We start from the raw sequence: 17,426 nt of genomic DNA, 5'->3' as shown, positions 1-17,426 counted from the left end.
ACCTCTTGCACCTGCGCCCTGTGGAGCAAGGCAACGTGCGTCCGCTATCTCTCGACACCGACCAGCGGCCCGTTCAGTGACGCAACGGGCCCCCTTCTCATACCCGATGTCTTTCAGACGATCGTCGACTGCATGCTAGAGGCCGCATGGCGAGGAAAGGTGATGCGGTCGCTTCGCTGGCTCTTCGCGGCCGCCAACATGAAGGAAAACGCAGGGTCGAAACGGAACTGGCGATTGCGCGGGCGATGATATGCGCGGGGAGCCCTTCCAGGAGCGCGCTTGCATGCATYCCGCTCTTGCGACACTCTGCGCACGATGTCGAAAGAGCATATCGGTTTTCTGATCAGCGGGGAATTGGGGCCGTGCTCGGAGAGGTCGCGGGCTACTCTCTTTTTGCAACTTCCGTTGGCCTACCGTTCAGCCATTGGTTTCACCATCTCGGCTCGCACACATGGGCCATTCACGGCGCTGTGTCGGGCGCCGCCGCCTAGTGGCTGATCAGATATGTCAACGCGGTGAGTAGCCGCTGATGCGGGAGCTCATCGCAAGCCGATCCCGGCGAGCGACGCAACGGAAAGTCGTAACTGACAGACCCCACCCCTATGGAGCGGGGTCTGTCGATGTTTAGGCAGCGATCAGTTCATAAGAATGAACGTCATTGTTCACTTTCTGAATCTTAATCGGTTGCTCTTCAGCCGTTGGAACGCTTCGACGCGACAACTCATCGATTCCAGCTTCGATCGGTAAGGCGAGCTTCTCRATCGCAAGCCGGCGCACCAACGCTTCAGCCGAGCTATCGATTTCTATCTCGTTACGCTCCCATCGGCCGACGGACTGCTTGTCGCGATGAACAAGCGTCGCCAGTTCGGCCTGCGTGAGGCCCATCTCCGATCGAAGGAATCGGAGCTCGTCACCGCTCATGCCCTTAGCGTGATTAACGATGCCGGTGGCAATCACACTATGAAGTTCGTTAATGGCCGGAATCGTGATGATCTCATCGCCGTCATCATCGACCTCAACAGCGATGCCACTGATGTAGACGTTGAGCAGTCCGCTCTCAGTGTAGTGGTGCACATCGTTCGTCATCTTCAACTCCAATTATCGAACCGGCAGCCCGTTCGAACTCATCGATCCACATGACCGATATAACTTTTATGAGACATCCATTCTTCGCTGGGATAACRACAACCCCAATCGATCGGCTGCCACTATTTGGCGTTTTGCATTCCACGCGATAGCGGAAATGACCCGCTCTTGTTGCCGGGATCGGCGCTTGAAAGACATTCCCAAACTTGAGGGCATAGAGAATATCGGACACAATCAACCCGCGCTCAGAAAGGCGCTCCCGAGCGTGAAGTTTGTAGGTAAGATTGAGCCTCGGATTTCTAGCTATAGCCCTTATTTCGCGCGTCGCGCGGCCGGTATCCCAAGGTTGCGTGGTCGTCAAATTGCCTCCCTTTGAGGTGCCTGTCGACGCCTCAATGTATCATGATGATACCTATCTAGTTCGTTGACGTCAATCTACAAGGGGTGCGACATTCGTGCCCGATCGGGTTTGTGGTCGTTTACCGGCCGCTCTTTGCCAGCGGCAAGAGCCCGACGGTGCCACGATAATTCCTCACAATTGAAGTGACTYGCAAGGACGCGTGACACAAGGGGCGCCCAGGGAGGATCGGGGCGCCCTCTATGCTACTTTTTGATATGCGTCACGACGTGCGTGCTCGGCTTGCGAACAGCAGTCGTGACGGTAGTGAAGCGACCGGTTATGGCGCTGCGGCCAATGGTTACCGTCTTCTTCGTCATGCTTTACCACCTCCTTTCCGGCATAGACCACACCTAGGAACTGAGGCTTGGTAGGCATGTGAAAAGTATCATGGTGATACCTATCTGTCAACGGCAGCATGCCGGTGGCTGAAAACCCGCCAGCATTTTGGTTCCTTCCTCGCGGAAATCCTTCAGCGCGGGGTGGTGCAGCTTTTCCTCGCCCTTCAAGAATTTCACCCGCCCAACCAAGCCGGGCTTGCGCCAGTTCATGGTCGAGCCGCAGCTCTGAATAAGCGGCGAAGCGGCGATCCGTACCGAGTCCATTAAGTCGCTACGGCAGGAGGCGATCTCCAAGGCGAWTTCCGAATACGAAGTGCACCCTCGCCTGCCTTGCGCCACGCGCTGCCCCGAACTCGTAGGGCACTTAGGCGGAAGCGTCTCCAAGCCGTCGGTAGCTGTGTAACAAACTGTGTAACACACGACGGAAAAAGACAAATGATTTCAATGGGGTAGCGGTAAAATCGAAAGACGCTCGGTCCGTCAAACCATTGCTGGGGCAATCAACCCGGCTAACAGGCTGATTCCAACGCGCCCGGAGATATTAGACTGCTACGATTCTCACCTCTCACCAACACCATCGGCCAGCCTCGTCTAATTAGCCGCATCACGAAGGGCTGGATTGGGGCCGCTAGCAGACAGGCCGCTTTTGCGATGATCGACAAAATGGCAGACCTTACATCCGYCGTCATGCGGTCGGTTTGCCAAGAAAGCGAGACTCTACGGCTACCGCTGGAACACCGCCCGCATGGCTATTCGGCTGCTATTCCGATACCGGATCTGTTTCCGAGCAGAACGGCGATCCCGTCGACGGCCTGCGCCGCCCGCTTCAGGATAAGTTCGGACCGGAGCACACCATCGGTAAAATCCTTGTCGGTGGCATAGACAGYCGTCGGCAGCGTGAAGGCTTCGAAGAAGCCGAACAGCGGCCGCAGTTGGTGCTCCACGACCAGGGCATGGCGTTCACCGCCTCCGGTCGCCGTCAGCAGCACGGGCTTGCCCCTCAGCGCCGACGGATCGATCAGGTCGAAGAAATGCTTGAACAGCCCGGTATAGCTGCCTTTGTAGGTCGGCGAGCCGACCACGAGCACGTCGGCTGCAATGACCTGCGTCAGGATCGCCTGCCCCCGGTCATCGAGATCGCGCGACCATTTGGCTGCGCCTAGCGACGGGCCGACATCGTCGATGTCATAGGTGTGCCCCGTCAGGCCATGGCGCGTGGCGATGTCCTGGACGACGAGATCGACGAAACTGCGCGTCTTCGACGGGCGGGTGATGTTGCCGGAAAAGCCGACGATTGCTGGGCTGGACATGGAACGGACCTCCAAGGGGTGCTCCGGATTGACATTTGGGCGGCCCTGCCGGCCACCGCTTGGCGAAAGCGTGGCCGAGGCCTGCCGGCCTCGGCGGGCCGGCGCGATCAGCTCCAGGCGTGCAACGGCGGGTTCTCGCCGTTGAGGAAATACTTGCCGAGGATCGAATATTTCCAGCGCACCGGATCGTGCAGCGTGTGGGTACGCGCATTGCGCCAGTGGCGGTCGAGATTGTGCTCGGCGAGCGTCGAGCGCGTCCCCGCCAGTTCGAACAGCTTGTTGGTCGCCGCGATCGCGATCTCGGTCGACAGGATCTTTGCTTCGGCGGTGACGATCTGCGCATGCGCGACGCTCTCGGCTGTCGGCTCGGCGACCGCGCGGTCGATGGCGTAGCCGGCCTTTTCCAGCAGCGCCTGGGCCGCATGCAGGCGGAGCGTCAGGTCGCCGACCGCCTGGATCGTGTAGGGATCGTCCCAGGCATTCTCGACGCCGCTGTCGATCCAGGCGCGGCTCCTGGTCCTGACGAAGTTGACTGTCTCGTCGATCGCCGCCTGCGCGATGCCGGTGTCCACCGCCACCTGGATGATCTGGAAGATGGCGCCGTCTGCGGTCGGCTTGTCGTAACCCTTGTAGCCCGGAACGAGATGCGTCTTCGGCACCTTGACGTTGTCGATGATGACGGTGCCCGACAGCGTGGTGCGCTGGCCGAAGCTCGACCAGTCGTCGATCACCGTCAGTCCGGGCGCGCCGCGATCGGCGATCGCGTACCAGGCGCGGCCCTCATCGTCGAGCGCTACGATCGGCACCAGATGGGCGAGCAGCGCGCCGGAGGAATAGAATTTCTGGCCGTTGACGACGACATGATCGCCGGCGTCGGTGAACTTGGTCTCGAAATCGGCGGCGCGCTTGGAGCCGAATTCGGAAAAGGCGTTGCCGAACCGCGTCCCCTTCAGCACTTCAGCGAACAGCAGYGCCTGCTGGTCCTTGTCGGAGACGGTGCGGATGGCCGCCACGATGCCGAGATGGTTCTGCGATATTTGGCCGATCGAAGAATCGGCCGCCGAGATGATCTCAACCACCTTGGCCAAGGTCGCGTAGGACACTTCCGGTCCGCCGAATGCCTTGGGCACATTGATCGACCACAGGCCGCTCTGTGAGAACCGGTCGAGTTCGGCCACCGGCCAAATCCGCTCGCGATCGCGCTTGGAAGAATCCTTGACAAACTCCGCCGCAAGGCGGTGCGCGACCGCGATCGCTTCGGCGTCGTCCTTGATGATTTGCGCGGCCGTGGCCGGGCGTGGCACCGGCGGAACGGCGGCCGCGGCTTTGTCGGTCTTTAGGTTGGACACAGTCATTTCATGGCTCCTTGGGATTTCGGTTCACACGACGGCGTGGAGATGCGTTGGTTGGGTGGCGGGCGAAGGCTGTTGCCCGAGATAGAAGGCGCGCACATCCTCGCGCTGGCGCAGGCTGGCGGCGGCGCCGGAGAGAACCGAGACCCCGTTCTCGAGCACCGTGGCATGGTCGGCATAGCCAAGCGCGAGCGCCGAATTCTGTTCGGCGACCAGGATCGACAGGCCGGTCTCGCGGTTCAGCTTCCTAAGCGTCTGGAAGATGTCCTGGACGATGAGCGGGGCAAGCCCCATCGACGGTTCGTCGAGGACGAGCAGGCGCGGTCGCGACATCAGCGCCCGGCCGATCGCCGTCATCTGCTGTTCGCCGCCCGAGGTTAAGYCCGACAAGGTCCGGCGCTTTTCCCGCAGGCGAGGGAAATAGGTGTAGATCCGTTCCAGATCCCGATTGATCTCGGCGCGGCTGCCGCTGCGGCCGATGCCGCCGGAAACCAGGTTCTCCTCGACGCTGAGGCTCTTGAAGCAATGGCGGCCTTCCAGCACCTGGACAAGCCCGGCGCGCACCAGGTCGCCTGGCTGTCGCCGCGCAACGTCCTCGCCAGAGTAGCGGATCGTGCCTGCGTTGACCTGGCCGCGCTCGGCCGGCAACAGGTTGGAGACGGCTTTCAGCGTGGTGGTCTTGCCGGCRCCGTTGGCGCCGAGCAGCGCCAGCATCTCGCCTTGCCTGATCTCGAAGCTGACGCCGTGCAACGCCGTGATGGCGTGATTGTAGGTGGCGTGGATGTTGTCCACGGCGAGGATAACGTCATTGCCCGGCATCGCGCGCTTCCCTGATATCTGCGAATTGGATGACCGGGCGTCGGAGCATAGCCCGGCGCCCGGTGCGTTGGATCAGTTGGTGGCGGCCACTGCTTCGGCATCGCCGGCAGTGCGCAGCTTGATGCCCTTCTTGGCCGCGTAAGCCTCGGCCGACTTTTCGATGATCGGCCGCAGCAACGCCCAGTMGGGCGCGATCCAGTCGGAGACGACGTTCCACTTCTTGCCGTCCCACTGCTGGAAGGTCACGTAGCCTTCGCCTTCATGGTTGTCCCAGCTGACATTAATGGAGTGGAACAGATCCTTGGCGCCGAGCGCTTCGACCTTGGCTGGGTCGAGCTTGAGGTGCTCGAAGCCCCAACGCACCTCGTCGCCGGTCAGCGTGCGATGGCCGAACTTCTCCTGCGCGATGCGGATTGCCTCGACATTGAGGATGCCGTTGACGATGCCGAGGTTATGATAGACCGAGCCGATGCGCGACTTGTCCTCGAGGTTGCCCTTGCCGGCGCCGTAGACGGTCTTCACGATCTCCTGCACCACCGGATAGGTGTTGCCCGAAGCCTGCGTCGTGATGGCGGTGTAGCCCTTGGCGGCGTCGCCGGCCGGGATGACGTCTTCTTCCGAATTCGACCAGACGTTGCCGACGACGTGGTCGACCGGATACCCGACCTTCACTGCTGTCTTCAGCGCCACCGGGTTCATCACGCCCCAGCCACGCAGCACGACGAAGTCCGGCTTGGCGCGGCGAATCGTCAGCCATTGCGACTGCTGCTCATTGCCCGGATGCGGCACCTCGATCTGCTGCACGGTGAAGCCGTATTTCTGCGCCAGGAGATCATAGATCGGGATCGTCTCCTTGCCGTAGGGCGAGCCGTGATAGAGCACGACGATCTTCTTGCCCTTCAGTCTGTCGATGCCGCCTTCCTTGGCGGCGATGTAGTTCACGATGCCGGAGGTCTCGCTGTAGGGGTTGAGCAGCAGCGGGAAGACATAAGGGAAGACCCGCCCGTCGGTGGAGTCGGTGCGGCCGTGATTGACAGTGATCAGCGGCACCTTGTCGGCGGTGATGCGGTCGATCATGGCGTAGGCGATGYCGACCGACAGCGGATTCCAGGCGGCCGCGCCGGCGTGGCTCTTCTGCCGCTCGTAGCATTCGACGCCGCGTTCCACCTCATACTGGGTCTCGCACTCGYCCCAGGTCAGCTTGACGCCGTTGACGCCGCCATCGCGGATGTTGATCAGGTTGAGATAGTCGATGAAGCCGCCGAAGAAGCCGGTGCCACCAGCCGCATAGGGCCCGACGCGATAGCTCTGCAGCGGGAAATACTGCTCGTCCGCGTGGGCGGCCGGCAAGGCCACCGACACGGCCAGCGCCGCCGAGATGGCAACCGCCTTGACTGTGGTGAGGAAGGTCATGGTTCGAGGTTCTCCAGTATGGGCCTTTGGTTCGGCCCTGGTTCATTTTCTGAATGCTTGCAGTGTTGGAGCGCAGGGCTGCCAACCGGTCTCAACTCGATTGCCAGGYGAGCGAGAGCCGTCTCCGGACCCTGTCCCACAGGGCGACCAGCCCGTCCGGTTCCAGGATCAGAACAGGATCAGAAAGAGGATGATGAGCGCGCCGAGCACGATGCGCTGGGTCATGTCGAGCACGCCGGAATCGAACACGTCACCGAGCAGGAAGCCGCCGAGGCGCGACAGCACCAGCGGGAAGACGACGATAAGCGCTGCACCCAGGAAAGCGCCGCGTATCGAGGCGAGCCCGCCAATGATGATGATGAACAGGATCTGGAACGAGCGGTCGAGGTCGAAGCCGGCCGGCTCCACGGTCCTCAGATAGGCGAACGCCCAGATGACGCCGGCGACGCCGATGATGAAGGACGAGATGGCGAAGGCGAGCAGCTTCGTCTTCAACACCGGAATGCCGATGATACGCGCCGCCGTGTCATTGTCACGGATGGCGATGAAGTTGCGCCCGGTCTGCGAGTTGACCAGCCGGTGGGCGAGGAAGGTGAGCACGACGACGACRGTGAGCGCGAAGAGGTAGCGGCCGACCGCGCCGTCGAACTCCAAGCCCACGATGGAAAGCTTCGGCGCATCGATGACGCCGGACGCCGAGTCGTTGGAGAACCAGCTGAACTTGGTCAGCGCCCATTGCACGAAGAACTGCGCGGCAAGCGTCGAGACCGCCAGATAGAAGCCTTTCAGCCGCAGGCTCGGCAAGCCGAAGACGATGCCGATCGCGGCGGCCACGAGGCCGGAAAGGATGATGCTGCCGACGAGCGGCAGGCCTTCGATGCGCAGATTGAAATTATAGGCGGCGAAAGCGCCGGCCGCCATGAAGGCGGYGCTGCCGAGCGACACCTGGCCGGCATAGCCGGTGAGGATGTTCAGTCCGACGCCCGCCAGGCTAAGCGCCAGGAAAGGCAGCAGGATCGCCTCGAACAGATAGGAGTTGCCGATCAACGGGATGACAACATAGGCGAAGGCGATGAGGAGCAGCGGCGCCAGCCATTTCGGCAGGCCGGCGGCGGGAGACAATTGCGTGGCGATGGCGCTCATCGTCAGACCCTTTCGACAAGCTTCTGGCCGAACAGGCCTGATGGACGGATGAGCAGGAAGACGAGCGCCACGACATAGGCGAACCAGCTTTCGATGCCGCCGCCGAAATAGTCGCCGATATAGACTTCGGCGAGCTTCTCGCTGGCGCCGATCAGAAGCCCGCCGACAATCGCGCCGAGGATGGAATCGAAGCCGCCCAGCACCAGCACCGGCAGCGCCTTGAGCACCACCAGCGACAGCGAGAACTGGACACCGAGGCGTGCGCCCCAGAGCAGTCCGGCCACCAGCGCGACGAGGCCCGCCGCGGCCCACACGCTGRCCCAGATCAAAGGCAGCTTCAGYCCGACGGCAAGGGCGGCGAACTGGTCGTCGGCGACGGCGCGGAAACTCAAGCCGATGCGGGTATAGCGGAAGAACAGCGAGAGCAGCAGCACCATGGCCGCGGCCACCGCCGCGGCGAAGATGTCGAACTGGCTGATCAGCACGCCGCCGATTTCCAGCGGCACATCCTCGATGYCCAGATCGAGGCCGTGGACCTGCGTGCCCCAGACGAGCTGGGCGGCGCCCTCGATGATATAGGAAAGCCCGAGCGTTGCCATGAACAGGGTGATGGGCGGCTTGTTGGTGAGCGGCCTCAGCACCGTGCGCTCGATGCCGATGCCGAGCGCCACCATGATGGCGAAGGTGACGGCCAAAGCCAGCGCGAACGGAACGCCGCGCTCGACGAGGCTGACGAAAGTCAGCGCCGCAAATAGAAGCAGCGCGCCTTGCGCGAAGTTGAGCACTCCGGACGTCTTGTAGATCAGCACGAAGCCGATCGCGACCAGCGAGTACATGACGCCGGAGAGCAGGCCGCCGGTCAGCACTTCGAGGAAGAACTGATAGTCGAAGTCGCCGATCATATGCCTGCCCCGTCCTCGTTGTCGGAGGCGACCCCGAGATAGGCGTCGATGACGCGCTGATCGTTCCTGACCTCGTCCGGCGTGCCGTCGGCGATCTTGCGCCCGTAATCGAGCACCGCGATGCGGTCCGACAGGCCCATGACGACCCCGACATCGTGCTCGATCAGCACGACGGTGGTGGCGAAGCGGTCGCGCGCGGCGCGCACATAGGCCGCCATCTCGCTCTTCTCGCCCGCCGTCATGCCGGCCATGGGCTCGTCGAGCAGGAGCAGCCGCGGTTCGGCGACCAGCGCGCGGGCAAGCTCGACACGTTTCTGGAGGCCATAGGGCAGCGTGCCGGCAAGCCGGTCGCGGACGTCGCTCAGATACAGGAATTCGAGGATCTGGTCGGCTCGCCCGCGCTGCTCCTGCTGTTCGCGGCGCGTGCGGCCGATGCCGAGGGCCTGTCCGGCGAAGTTGGATCTGGTCCTGTAGGCAAGGCCGGATGCGACATTGTCGAGGACGCTGAGCCCCTTGAACAGAGCGAGGTTCTGGAAGGTACGGGCGACACCGAGACGCGCCAGTCGTTGCGTAGGGACCTGGGCATAGCGCGCGCCATCGAGACGGACATGGCCGCRATCGGCCCGGTAAACGCCGCTGATGACATTGATCAACGAGCTCTTGCCGGCGCCGTTGGGGCCGATGATGGCGCGTATTTCACCGGGTCGAACCGACAGATCCACATCCGCCAGCGCCACTACGCCACCGAAAGACAGCCCTATGCCCTCGAGGGCAAGAAGCGGCGCGGCATCTTCCGCGACAGGCAGTCGAGGCTTATCGCCATGGGCCTGCCGCTGGGCGGCAGGCAGCCCTTGCGCGAAGATCTCCGGCGCATAGACCGAAGCCTCGATCGCCCCGAAGGCATGGTTGGATATCGGCATTCCATCGTCCCCAACTGTAGCGAAGGCACGCACCGTGCCTGCCGCGCGCCCGATGGAACGTGCGGTTCATGTTGCTGGCTGGCCGGGCGGTCTCCGGCCAGCGGCTGCCGTTGCTATTCGGCGGCGAGCGCCGCCGCGGCTTCCGCGTTTTCCAGCTCGCGCACGAGCGGAATGACGTACTTGCCGAAATACTCGACCTCTTCCTGGAAATGCAGGAAGCCGARCAGGATCAGATCGGTGCCGGCGCGCTTGAAGTCGACGATGCGTTCCGCGACTTGTTTCGGCGTGCCGATCAGGTTCGAGCGGAACCCGTCATTGTACTGCACCAGATCGTCGAAGGACGACTTCGCCCAGTTGCCCTCGCCTTCCGGCGAGGCCTTGCCGGCATTCTTGACCTCGTGGCCGAACGCATTGACGGCCTCGGGATTGGCCTTGGCGATGATCTCGGCCAGCACCGCCTTTGCCTCGTCCTCGGTCTCGCGCACGATGGCGAAAGCGTTGACGCCGACCTTGACTGAATGGTTGTTGGCTTTGGCCTTTGCCTGGATGTCGTCGACCTGCTTGGCGATCTCGGCCGGGGTGTTGCCGTTGGTGAAGTACCAGTCCGAAACACGCGAGGCCATGTCGCGCGCCGCGCGCGACGAACCGCCCTGGAAGATTTCAGGCAGCGGCTGCGGCGGTTTCGGCTTCAGCGAATACTGGTTGAAGCGGTAGAAATCACCGCGGAAGGTGAAGCTGTCCTCGGTCCAGATCCCGCGCAGCGCGCGGATGAATTCTTCCGAGCGCCGATAGCGTTCGTCGTGGTCGAGCCAATGTTCGCCGATGGCGTGGAACTCGCCGCGGAACCAACCGGAGACGAGGTTGATCGCGACGCGGCCGTTGGTGAGATAGCTGATGGTGGCGAGCTGCTTTGCCGCCAGCGCCGGGTTCCACGGCCCGGGCAGGATCGCGGCGATCACCTTCAGCGTCTTGGTGGCGGCGAGCAGGTCGTGGCTGAAGGACACGGATTCGTGCTGCTCGTCGGCGCCATAGCCAGCCGTGAAGCGGATCTGGCTGAGCGCATAGTCGAAGCCGGCCTGCTCGGCGATCTGCGCCAGCTTGCGGTTGTACTCGGCCGAATGGTTGGTCCTCTGTTCAATGTTCGAGATGACAAGGCCGCCTGAAACGTTCGGCACCCAATAGGCGAATTTGACTGCGTCGCGATCATTCTGCGGCATGGAAATCTCCCGGCTAGGCCCGTCCCAACGATCGATCCGGACGTGGCCGGATTTCGCTRCCAATTATTAGTCTACTGATTATATATACAAAGTAGGATTTTCCGTTTTGATGGCCCTGCCCGGACGGAAATACCAATTCGCTTGCCCGCACCGTCGTGGATTTTCAGCGCCTGCTCACGATCGACGACAGGGCGCCCAGCCGGCTTTCGATCTCCGAGACGACCGCTTGCGCGTGACGCGCCACTTCCGGCAGGCCCATCAGCTCGCCGAAAGTGCCGCGTGCCAATGGCCCGGCAATGAAAAGGCCAGGCACAGGCTCGCCGTCCGGACCGACGGCGCGGCTGTCGCGCCCGGTTGCAATGCCGAGCCCATGGCTGTCGATCCGGATCAAGCCGGCATCGCCAAGCGAGCGCAGCGCCGGATTGGTCCGCAGCGTTTTGCCATGCGCCGGCCCCGTTGTGTTGATCACTGCGTCGAAATGCATCGTCTCGAATTGCCTTTGGCCGCACCGGCGCAAAGTGACGGCCAGGCCGTCTCCGTCGTCGTTCGAGGCCACAAGGCTCGCGGCGATATTATCGAACGTGCCCTCGGCATGGCGACGATCGAGCACCGCCTCGACCTGTGGCGCGATGCGGAAGCGATGCACGTCCCAGAACGCGCGCAGCCGCCGCACCAGCCGGGTGCGCTGATCTTCCTTGAGAGCGGACCAGATCACCGGCCCCTGCAGCCGCAGCTGATCGAAGACCGACTGCCAGTTGACGCCGCCGGCATCGGCCGCTGCCAGCGTCGAGCGGATATTTTCGAGCAATCCGAGCGCGGTCGCGGYCGGCGTGGCAGTGAAATCGCCAAAAGGTTCGCCACGCACCTGCGGGTGCCCGCGCGAACGCAATCCATGGCGTGACACGGCCAGGATGCGCCCGCGATGGCCACGACGGTCAAGCTCCGCCACCGTATCGGCCGAGGTCAGGCCGGAGCCGACGATCAGCACCGACGCTTCGGGAGCGATCGAACCGAGCGCATCGCCAGAGTAGACGTCGGCCACGAAACCATCCGCATCGGCGATCGGCTCCAGCGCGACCGGAACATCGGGCGACGGGTGCGTCATGGCGAGAACCACCATGTCGGCGGCGATCGGCTGACCGGAAGCAGTCACGATCCAGCCGTCGCCATTGCGCTTCACGTCGCTGGCACGATCGCGAACATGGCGGATCGCTCCGCTGGCGATATGCGGCGCCAGTTGCTCGGCAACGTAGCGGCCGAAGACCTGGCGCCGCGGGAAGATATCGCCATTGCGCCAGACTGAGTCCGGGTCGCGCTCGGCCTCGCCGTCCTGTGCAAGCCAGCGCGAAAAATGCTCCGGCTCGTCCGGCGACAGGCTCATCCTGGACGCTGGCACGTTGACGCGATGCGACGGCTCCTCGCTGGAATAGGCCAGCCCGCCGCCGAGGAACGGACGCGGCTCTATGACAGTGATCAATGGCCGCGCGGATTGGCGCGCCAGATGCCAGGCCACGGCAGCACCGGAGAAGCCGCCGCCGAGGATGACGACATGGCTTCGCAGCCGGGACGGCAGCGCGTTCACGAGGCGCTGGCGAGCGATTTCGGACGATGGTCGCCGGCGATCGTTTCGCCGAAAGGACCGGTGTTGACGGACGAGCCGGGCGCCTTGACCGGATGCTCGGTCGGCAGATGCGGCAGCACCAGCTCGCCGAAGCGATAGGCTTCTTCGAGATGCGGATAGCCCGAGAGGATGAAGGTATCGATTCCGAGCCGCCTATATTCGTCGATCCRCTCGGCGATCGTGGCCGGATCGCCGACCAGCGCCGTGCCGGCGCCGCCGCGCACCAGACCGACRCCGGCCCACAGATTCGGCGCGATCTCGAGCTTGGACCGGTCGCCGCCATGCAACGCGCTCATCCGCGCCTGGCCAACCGAGTCCATGCGCGCGAAGACTTTCTGCGCCGAGGCGATGGTCGCGTCGTCGAGCCGGCTGATCAGCCGGTCGGCGGCGGCCCACGCCTCCTCTGTGGTCTCCCGGGCGATGACGTGCAGACGGATGCCAAAGGAGAGCTTGCGGCCCGCCTTTTCGGCCAGCGCGCGCACGCCGTCCAGCTTGCGCGCGACATCGGCGTGCGGCTCGCCCCAGGTCAGATATTTGTCGATCTCCTGTGCCGCCACAGTCGATCCCGCATCGGAAGACCCGCCGAAATAGAGCGGCGGATAGGGCGTCTGCACCGGCGGGAACAGCAGCCTGCCATCCTCGATGCGGAAATGCTTGCCCTGATGCTCGACCGTCTCGCCGCTCAGCACGCGCTTGTAGACCTGCAGGAATTCCTGCGTCACCTCGTAGCGCTCGGCATGCGACAGAAAGATKCCGTCGCCCTTGTTCTCCAGCGGATCGCCGCCGGTGACGACGTTGATCAGCAGCCGTCCGTTGGAGATGCGRTCGAGCGTTGCCGTCATGCGCRCCGCGAGCGTCGGCGACTGCAGGCCGGGCCGCACCGCGACCAGGAAACGCAACCGCTCAGTCAGCGGCGCCAGGGCCGAGGCGATCACCCAAGAATCCTCGCAGGACCTGCCCGTCGGCAGCAGCACGCCGTAATAACCAAGCGTGTCGGCCGCCTGCGCCACCTGCGTCAGATAAGGCAGGTCGACCGCCCGGCCCCCTTCCGAGGTGCCAAGATAGCGGCTGTCGCCATGTGTCGGCAGGAACCACAGCACCTTGATGCGATCGGGGATTTCCTGGGCCATGCCTTTGATCTCTACAGGAGCCAAATCATATCGCTGCGACCGGTCGCGAGCGCATGTCAAAAAACATTATTCCACTAAATCCGTAGAGTTAATCCATTCCAATTCGCCGCCGCCTTTTGGAATTTTTCTCGGCGATCAGCCGCGTCGCGACCTGTTCCCGGACGTATGCTTAGGGTGACGCAAAGCGCTCCATGGCGACCAGCTTCGATGCCCGACCCTTCGGTCATGAGACCCGACTTTCGAAAAGCGTGGCGAGCGGCAGTACTGCCCTGAAGATCCGGAACGTCGCTCTCGAGCGTAAGCCGCTTGTGAAGCTCTGCGGGCGCCACCACCGACCAGAAAGCATGTCCAGAGACGCTTCCCTCCCCGCCACCGACGAGCTCACCGTCGGCACTGAGAACCAAAGGGGGGTAAGCCACCCGGTGCATGATCAATGCTATCCCGTGCCGAGCAAGACGGGGAACAAGCGTGTCGATGCGATGGACACCATAGAGGGCGAGAATGGCCTGAGGTTCCCCTATCAAAGCATCGATCGCCTGACCGATTGCCTCGACAATTCTCTCTCGATTGCGGAACACCGACTGAGGGCTATGACAAAGCAAAGCTAACTTACGCCCGGCGCGACGCGCAGCTTCGGCGGCCCGGCAAGCAAGGCCGGCCGTCTATGTCCGTGCCGCTCGCTTGGCACAAGTCTGGGCTACCAATGGGAATGATGTGCTCGGGCCGTTTTGGTGAGGAGGCAACGCTGCTGCGGCTTGCTGGACAGCTTGAGCAAGCGCGTCCGTGGAAGTCAAAGATGCCGCCCCAGGTCGCGGCGTAGCGCTTAGAGTTTATAGCTGCCTAAGCTCACCAGCAAATAGCTCGTGCTACGTCCGCCCGCCTCATCCCTCACGAGCAAGCCCCGCGCCACGAGGTCGTTGATGTCGCGCAGGGCCGTGTCGGGCGAGGTCTTGGTCAAAGCCGCCCATTTCGAAGAGGTGAGTTTGCCCTCGAAGCCATCCAGGAGCCGATTGACAACTTTGCGCTGGCGCTCGTTGAGCTGCTGACCGGCAATCGCCTCCCAGAAACGGGCCTTTTGAAGCACGTTGCCTAAGAYTTCCTCTGCGCCGCCGAACGCGCGGTCGAGGCAGGCCAGGAACCATTGCAGCCAAGCGGTGATGTCGAGGTCGCCTTTCTGGGTCCGTTCGAGGATGGCGTAGTAATCCTTCCGCTCCAGACGGATCTGCGCGGACATGCTGTAGAAGCGTTGAGGGCTGCTTTCCGATCGCCCCAGCATCATGTCGGCAATGGCGCGGGCGATCCGGCCGTTGCCGTCCTCGAACGGATGGATGGTGACGAACCAAAGGTGGGCGATCGCTGCCTTCAGGACGGGATCCAACGGCGCGTCACTGTTGAACCACTCGACGAATGTCGCCATTTCGCCTTCGAGCCGTGCAGCCGCCGGCGCTTCGTAGTGCACCTTCTCGCGGCCCATCGGGCCAGACACGACCTGCATCGGCCCTGAAGCCTCATTGCGCCAAGCGCCGACAAKGATCTTCGTCATCCCGCTGCGGCCAGTCGGGAACAGCGCGGCATGCCAGGCGAACAACCGCTCGTCCGTGAGCGGCGCTTGATAATTCTGCGTGGCGTCGAGCATCATCTCGACCACTCCTTCAACGYCGCGGTCGACCGGCGCCAGCGCACCGATGTCCATGCCAAGGCGACGGGCGATTGAAGAGCGCACTTGCTCCTTATCGAGAACTTCACCCTCGATCTCACTGGATTTGAGCACGTCCTCGGTCAAGGTCTGCAGAACCGCTTCGGCCCGCAGTTCGAACCCGAGCGCTTCCATCCGGCCCATGAGCCGGCCCTGCCGATGGTGCACTGCGGCCAGTTCCTCAGAGAGACTCTGACTGTCCCATTCGAACCTGGGCCATCCTTCAAGCTCWTGGATGTACGTCGCCATATTCTCCGCGCCTTTTGCGGTGAATATGGCGCACATTCGCCGCATACGCAAGATTATCCACCGCACATAACGCGGCGAATAGAACCAAAAGCTTCGAGACAGTTCTATATCGCCTATTGCCCAGGCTTTCACGCCAGGGACCGCTTACAGGATTGGGCAGGCAAAAGCTCCGGAAGTTTTCCGCGGTGGATGGCGATGCCTCGGCCCGCGAAGTACCGTCCGAACATGCTAAGATCCATGGCGACGTTTATCTGGGTATCCCGCTCTAAACCGGAAGGATTGTTAAAGACGACAGTAGTATCTGATGCCGCAGTGACCAGTACGAGATGACCGCCTCATGCCGGCGGGTGGCCATTGGGAGAACGTGTCGAACTATGAACTGAGGCGAGAAAGAACTCGGCGATTTTGAGTTGCTCAGCCAGGGCTTCTGCGGCGACGCCCGTTAGAATCGACGCTTCCAGACCGAATTCTTTGCCTACAAACTCGACAAAGGGCGCGTAGATCAGCCCCTTGATGACTTTGGACTCGGGTTCAATGWCATAACCGCCGTAAGCAGTGCATCTTCTCGCAAGTTCAATCGTCGGCCAAATGATACCTGTGCGAGCTGCGAGGATCATCTTCAGACAGGCCATCCCGCAGATATTCCAAGCCCATGCAGCATATTCGGCTATGCACGATGCCCCAGACGAACGCCAAAGAGGATCCTGGCGCAAGGCCGCCTCGGCACCCTGGTCCAAGGTCTTGGCGGTGAGATCTGGAGTCTCCCACTGGCTGAAATACGGAACCTGCATCATCGCACCGCTGATATGTCTTGTCAGCTGGAAAGCCTCGCAGCCTACCTAATGTCAATGTCCCCAGATTTGTTCRAAAACCCGCAGGAAGTTCTCCCCCAATACCCCACGAATCTCGGCTTCACCAAAGCCGCGGGCTCTCAACGAAGATTCCAGATTGCCGGCTTCGGCATGACTCGCAATGCGCGACGGAAAGGTCCACGGCGGCATTGGTATGTAGCGCTCGTCGTAGCCGAAGTAGACGTAGTCTTCCTCGTTCTCCTCAGCAAAGTCGAAGCCTAATCCGACATGCTGAGGCCCCACGAGATCGGCGATGTAGGCGGCATGGTCGATCAGCATGTCCAGTGTTGCGGGCCCGTCCTTGGTCAGGAAAAATGGCGCTGCGCAGACGCCCACAACCCCACCCGAAGCTGCGACTGCGCGGATCAAATCGTCGCTGACATTGCGCGGTGTCTCCATCAGTGCCCGCGCATTTGCATGCGATATGATCAGCGGACGAGAGGCGACCTCGGTTGCCTCCAGGGCGGTACGAGGTCCTGCGTGGGCGAGATCCACCGCCATCGAAAGCGCTTCCATGCGGCGAATAACCTTACGGCCGAATTTGCTCAGGCCTCCGTCGGTGATCTCGAAGCAACCATCGCCGACCCGATTGCGGGCATTGTAGGTCAACTGCATTACCCGGAGCCCGCAGGCGTGAAAAACGTTGATGAAGTCGAGTTCATCCTCGATCGCATCAGAGCCTTGGAAGTGCAAAACTATCGCTATCTTGCCGGAGGCCTTCGCTTCCCGAATGTCGGCAACCGATCTGGCGATCTTGATTTTGCGGGCGCCGGAGCGCTCGATCTCAAGCCATTTGGCCACATCTTCCATCGTGGTGCGAAAATCCTCAATCGCTCCTGCCGTTGCGAGTACAGCGTCAAGCCCCCCAGCAATCATATCGGGCAAGCGCTTGTCGACATCTCGCGGGTTGATCATCGGCGCGGCAGCATCGAGCAGTATCGGCGAGAGATCATTCAGCATCATCACGGGTTCTTCCCTT

Annotated in this window: 15 protein-coding genes and 2 pseudogenes; 1 reads left to right on the top strand and 16 read right to left on the bottom strand. The window is 62.3% G+C overall.

The genetic code is table 11. From position 1 onward, the window contains the following. Window positions 1–624: 624 nt before the first annotated feature. The 13 genes and pseudogenes from ORS3428_RS29110 to ssuD all read right to left on the bottom strand — a co-directional run bounded on the left by ORS3428_RS29110 (window position 625) and on the right by ssuD (window position 13,651). Complete coding sequence (locus tag ORS3428_RS29110) at window positions 625–1,086, bottom strand: helix-turn-helix domain-containing protein (RefSeq protein WP_071101719.1); 462 nt, start codon at window positions 1,084–1,086, stop codon at window positions 625–627. Beyond that, window positions 1,058–1,447, bottom strand: coding sequence for a DUF4258 domain-containing protein (locus ORS3428_RS34525; protein WP_108723209.1), 390 nt, complete (start codon window positions 1,445–1,447; stop codon window positions 1,058–1,060). The genes ORS3428_RS29110 and ORS3428_RS34525 overlap by 29 nt, the downstream gene beginning before the upstream one ends. Window positions 1,448–1,890: 443 nt before the next feature. Then, entirely contained in the window at window positions 1,891–2,118 is a 228-nt protein-coding gene (locus ORS3428_RS29105) for a hypothetical protein (RefSeq protein WP_131802969.1), read from the bottom strand. Window positions 2,119–2,573: 455 nt separating this feature from the next. Then, a complete protein-coding gene (gene msuE / locus ORS3428_RS29100; protein WP_071101717.1) occupies window positions 2,574–3,134 on the bottom strand; it encodes an FMN reductase in 561 nt (186 codons plus the stop codon). A 107-nt stretch (window positions 3,135–3,241) separates the two neighbouring features. Then, window positions 3,242–4,489, bottom strand: a complete 1,248-nt coding sequence (locus ORS3428_RS29095; RefSeq protein ID WP_071101716.1) for an SfnB family sulfur acquisition oxidoreductase — start codon at window positions 4,487–4,489, stop codon at window positions 3,242–3,244. 24 nt (window positions 4,490–4,513) lie between these two features. After that, window positions 4,514–5,305: an ABC transporter ATP-binding protein gene (locus ORS3428_RS29090; RefSeq protein ID WP_071101715.1), complete on the bottom strand. Its 792-nt coding sequence runs from the start codon at window positions 5,303–5,305 to the stop codon at window positions 4,514–4,516. 72 nt (window positions 5,306–5,377) lie between these two features. Further along, a complete protein-coding gene (locus ORS3428_RS29085; RefSeq protein WP_071101714.1) occupies window positions 5,378–6,718 on the bottom strand; it encodes an ABC transporter substrate-binding protein in 1,341 nt (446 codons plus the stop codon). Window positions 6,719–6,809: 91 nt separating this feature from the next. After that, a pseudogene (locus tag ORS3428_RS29080) lies at window positions 6,810–7,861 on the bottom strand (branched-chain amino acid ABC transporter permease). Between the two features lie 2 nt (window positions 7,862–7,863). Continuing rightward, window positions 7,864–8,760, bottom strand: a complete 897-nt coding sequence (locus ORS3428_RS29075) for a branched-chain amino acid ABC transporter permease (RefSeq protein ID WP_071101722.1) — start codon at window positions 8,758–8,760, stop codon at window positions 7,864–7,866. Then, complete coding sequence (locus tag ORS3428_RS29070) at window positions 8,760–9,683, bottom strand: ABC transporter ATP-binding protein (RefSeq protein ID WP_071101713.1); 924 nt, start codon at window positions 9,681–9,683, stop codon at window positions 8,760–8,762. The genes ORS3428_RS29075 and ORS3428_RS29070 overlap by 1 nt, the downstream gene beginning before the upstream one ends. Window positions 9,684–9,796: 113 nt before the next feature. Further along, window positions 9,797–10,900, bottom strand: a complete 1,104-nt coding sequence (sfnG, locus tag ORS3428_RS29065) for a dimethylsulfone monooxygenase SfnG (RefSeq protein WP_071101712.1) — start codon at window positions 10,898–10,900, stop codon at window positions 9,797–9,799. Between the two features lie 163 nt (window positions 10,901–11,063). Then, window positions 11,064–12,482: an FAD/NAD(P)-binding protein gene (locus ORS3428_RS29060; RefSeq protein WP_071101711.1), complete on the bottom strand. Its 1,419-nt coding sequence runs from the start codon at window positions 12,480–12,482 to the stop codon at window positions 11,064–11,066. After that, window positions 12,479–13,651 carry an FMNH2-dependent alkanesulfonate monooxygenase gene (ssuD, locus tag ORS3428_RS29055; protein ID WP_071101710.1) on the bottom strand — a complete coding sequence of 391 codons (1,173 nt, stop codon included), beginning with the start codon at window positions 13,649–13,651 and terminating at the stop codon, window positions 12,479–12,481. Before ssuD ends, ORS3428_RS29060 begins: the two co-directional genes overlap by 4 nt. 191 nt (window positions 13,652–13,842) lie before the next feature. Between ssuD and ORS3428_RS33430 the strand changes: the two genes are divergently transcribed. Beyond that, complete coding sequence (locus ORS3428_RS33430) at window positions 13,843–14,259, top strand: hypothetical protein (protein ID WP_071101709.1); 417 nt, start codon at window positions 13,843–13,845, stop codon at window positions 14,257–14,259. 215 nt (window positions 14,260–14,474) lie between these two features. Here the strand turns inward: ORS3428_RS33430 and ORS3428_RS29045 are convergent, their stop codons facing one another. From ORS3428_RS29045 to ORS3428_RS29035, 3 genes and pseudogenes are all read right to left on the bottom strand, one after another. After that, window positions 14,475–15,596: a Fic family protein gene (locus ORS3428_RS29045; RefSeq protein WP_071101721.1), complete on the bottom strand. Its 1,122-nt coding sequence runs from the start codon at window positions 15,594–15,596 to the stop codon at window positions 14,475–14,477. 128 nt (window positions 15,597–15,724) lie between these two features. Next, a pseudogene (locus tag ORS3428_RS29040) lies at window positions 15,725–16,390 on the bottom strand (C39 family peptidase). A gap of 51 nt (window positions 16,391–16,441) precedes the next feature. After that, window positions 16,442–17,426 (bottom strand): dipeptidase (locus tag ORS3428_RS29035; RefSeq protein ID WP_083355347.1); only part of this gene is annotated, 985 nt, incomplete at its 5' end.

The organism is Mesorhizobium sp. ORS 3428, assembly GCF_001854785.1.
Classification (GTDB): domain Bacteria; phylum Pseudomonadota; class Alphaproteobacteria; order Rhizobiales; family Rhizobiaceae; genus Mesorhizobium.
Note: the sequence above shows the minus strand (reverse complement) of the source record. Positions and strands in the feature narration are given on the sequence as shown.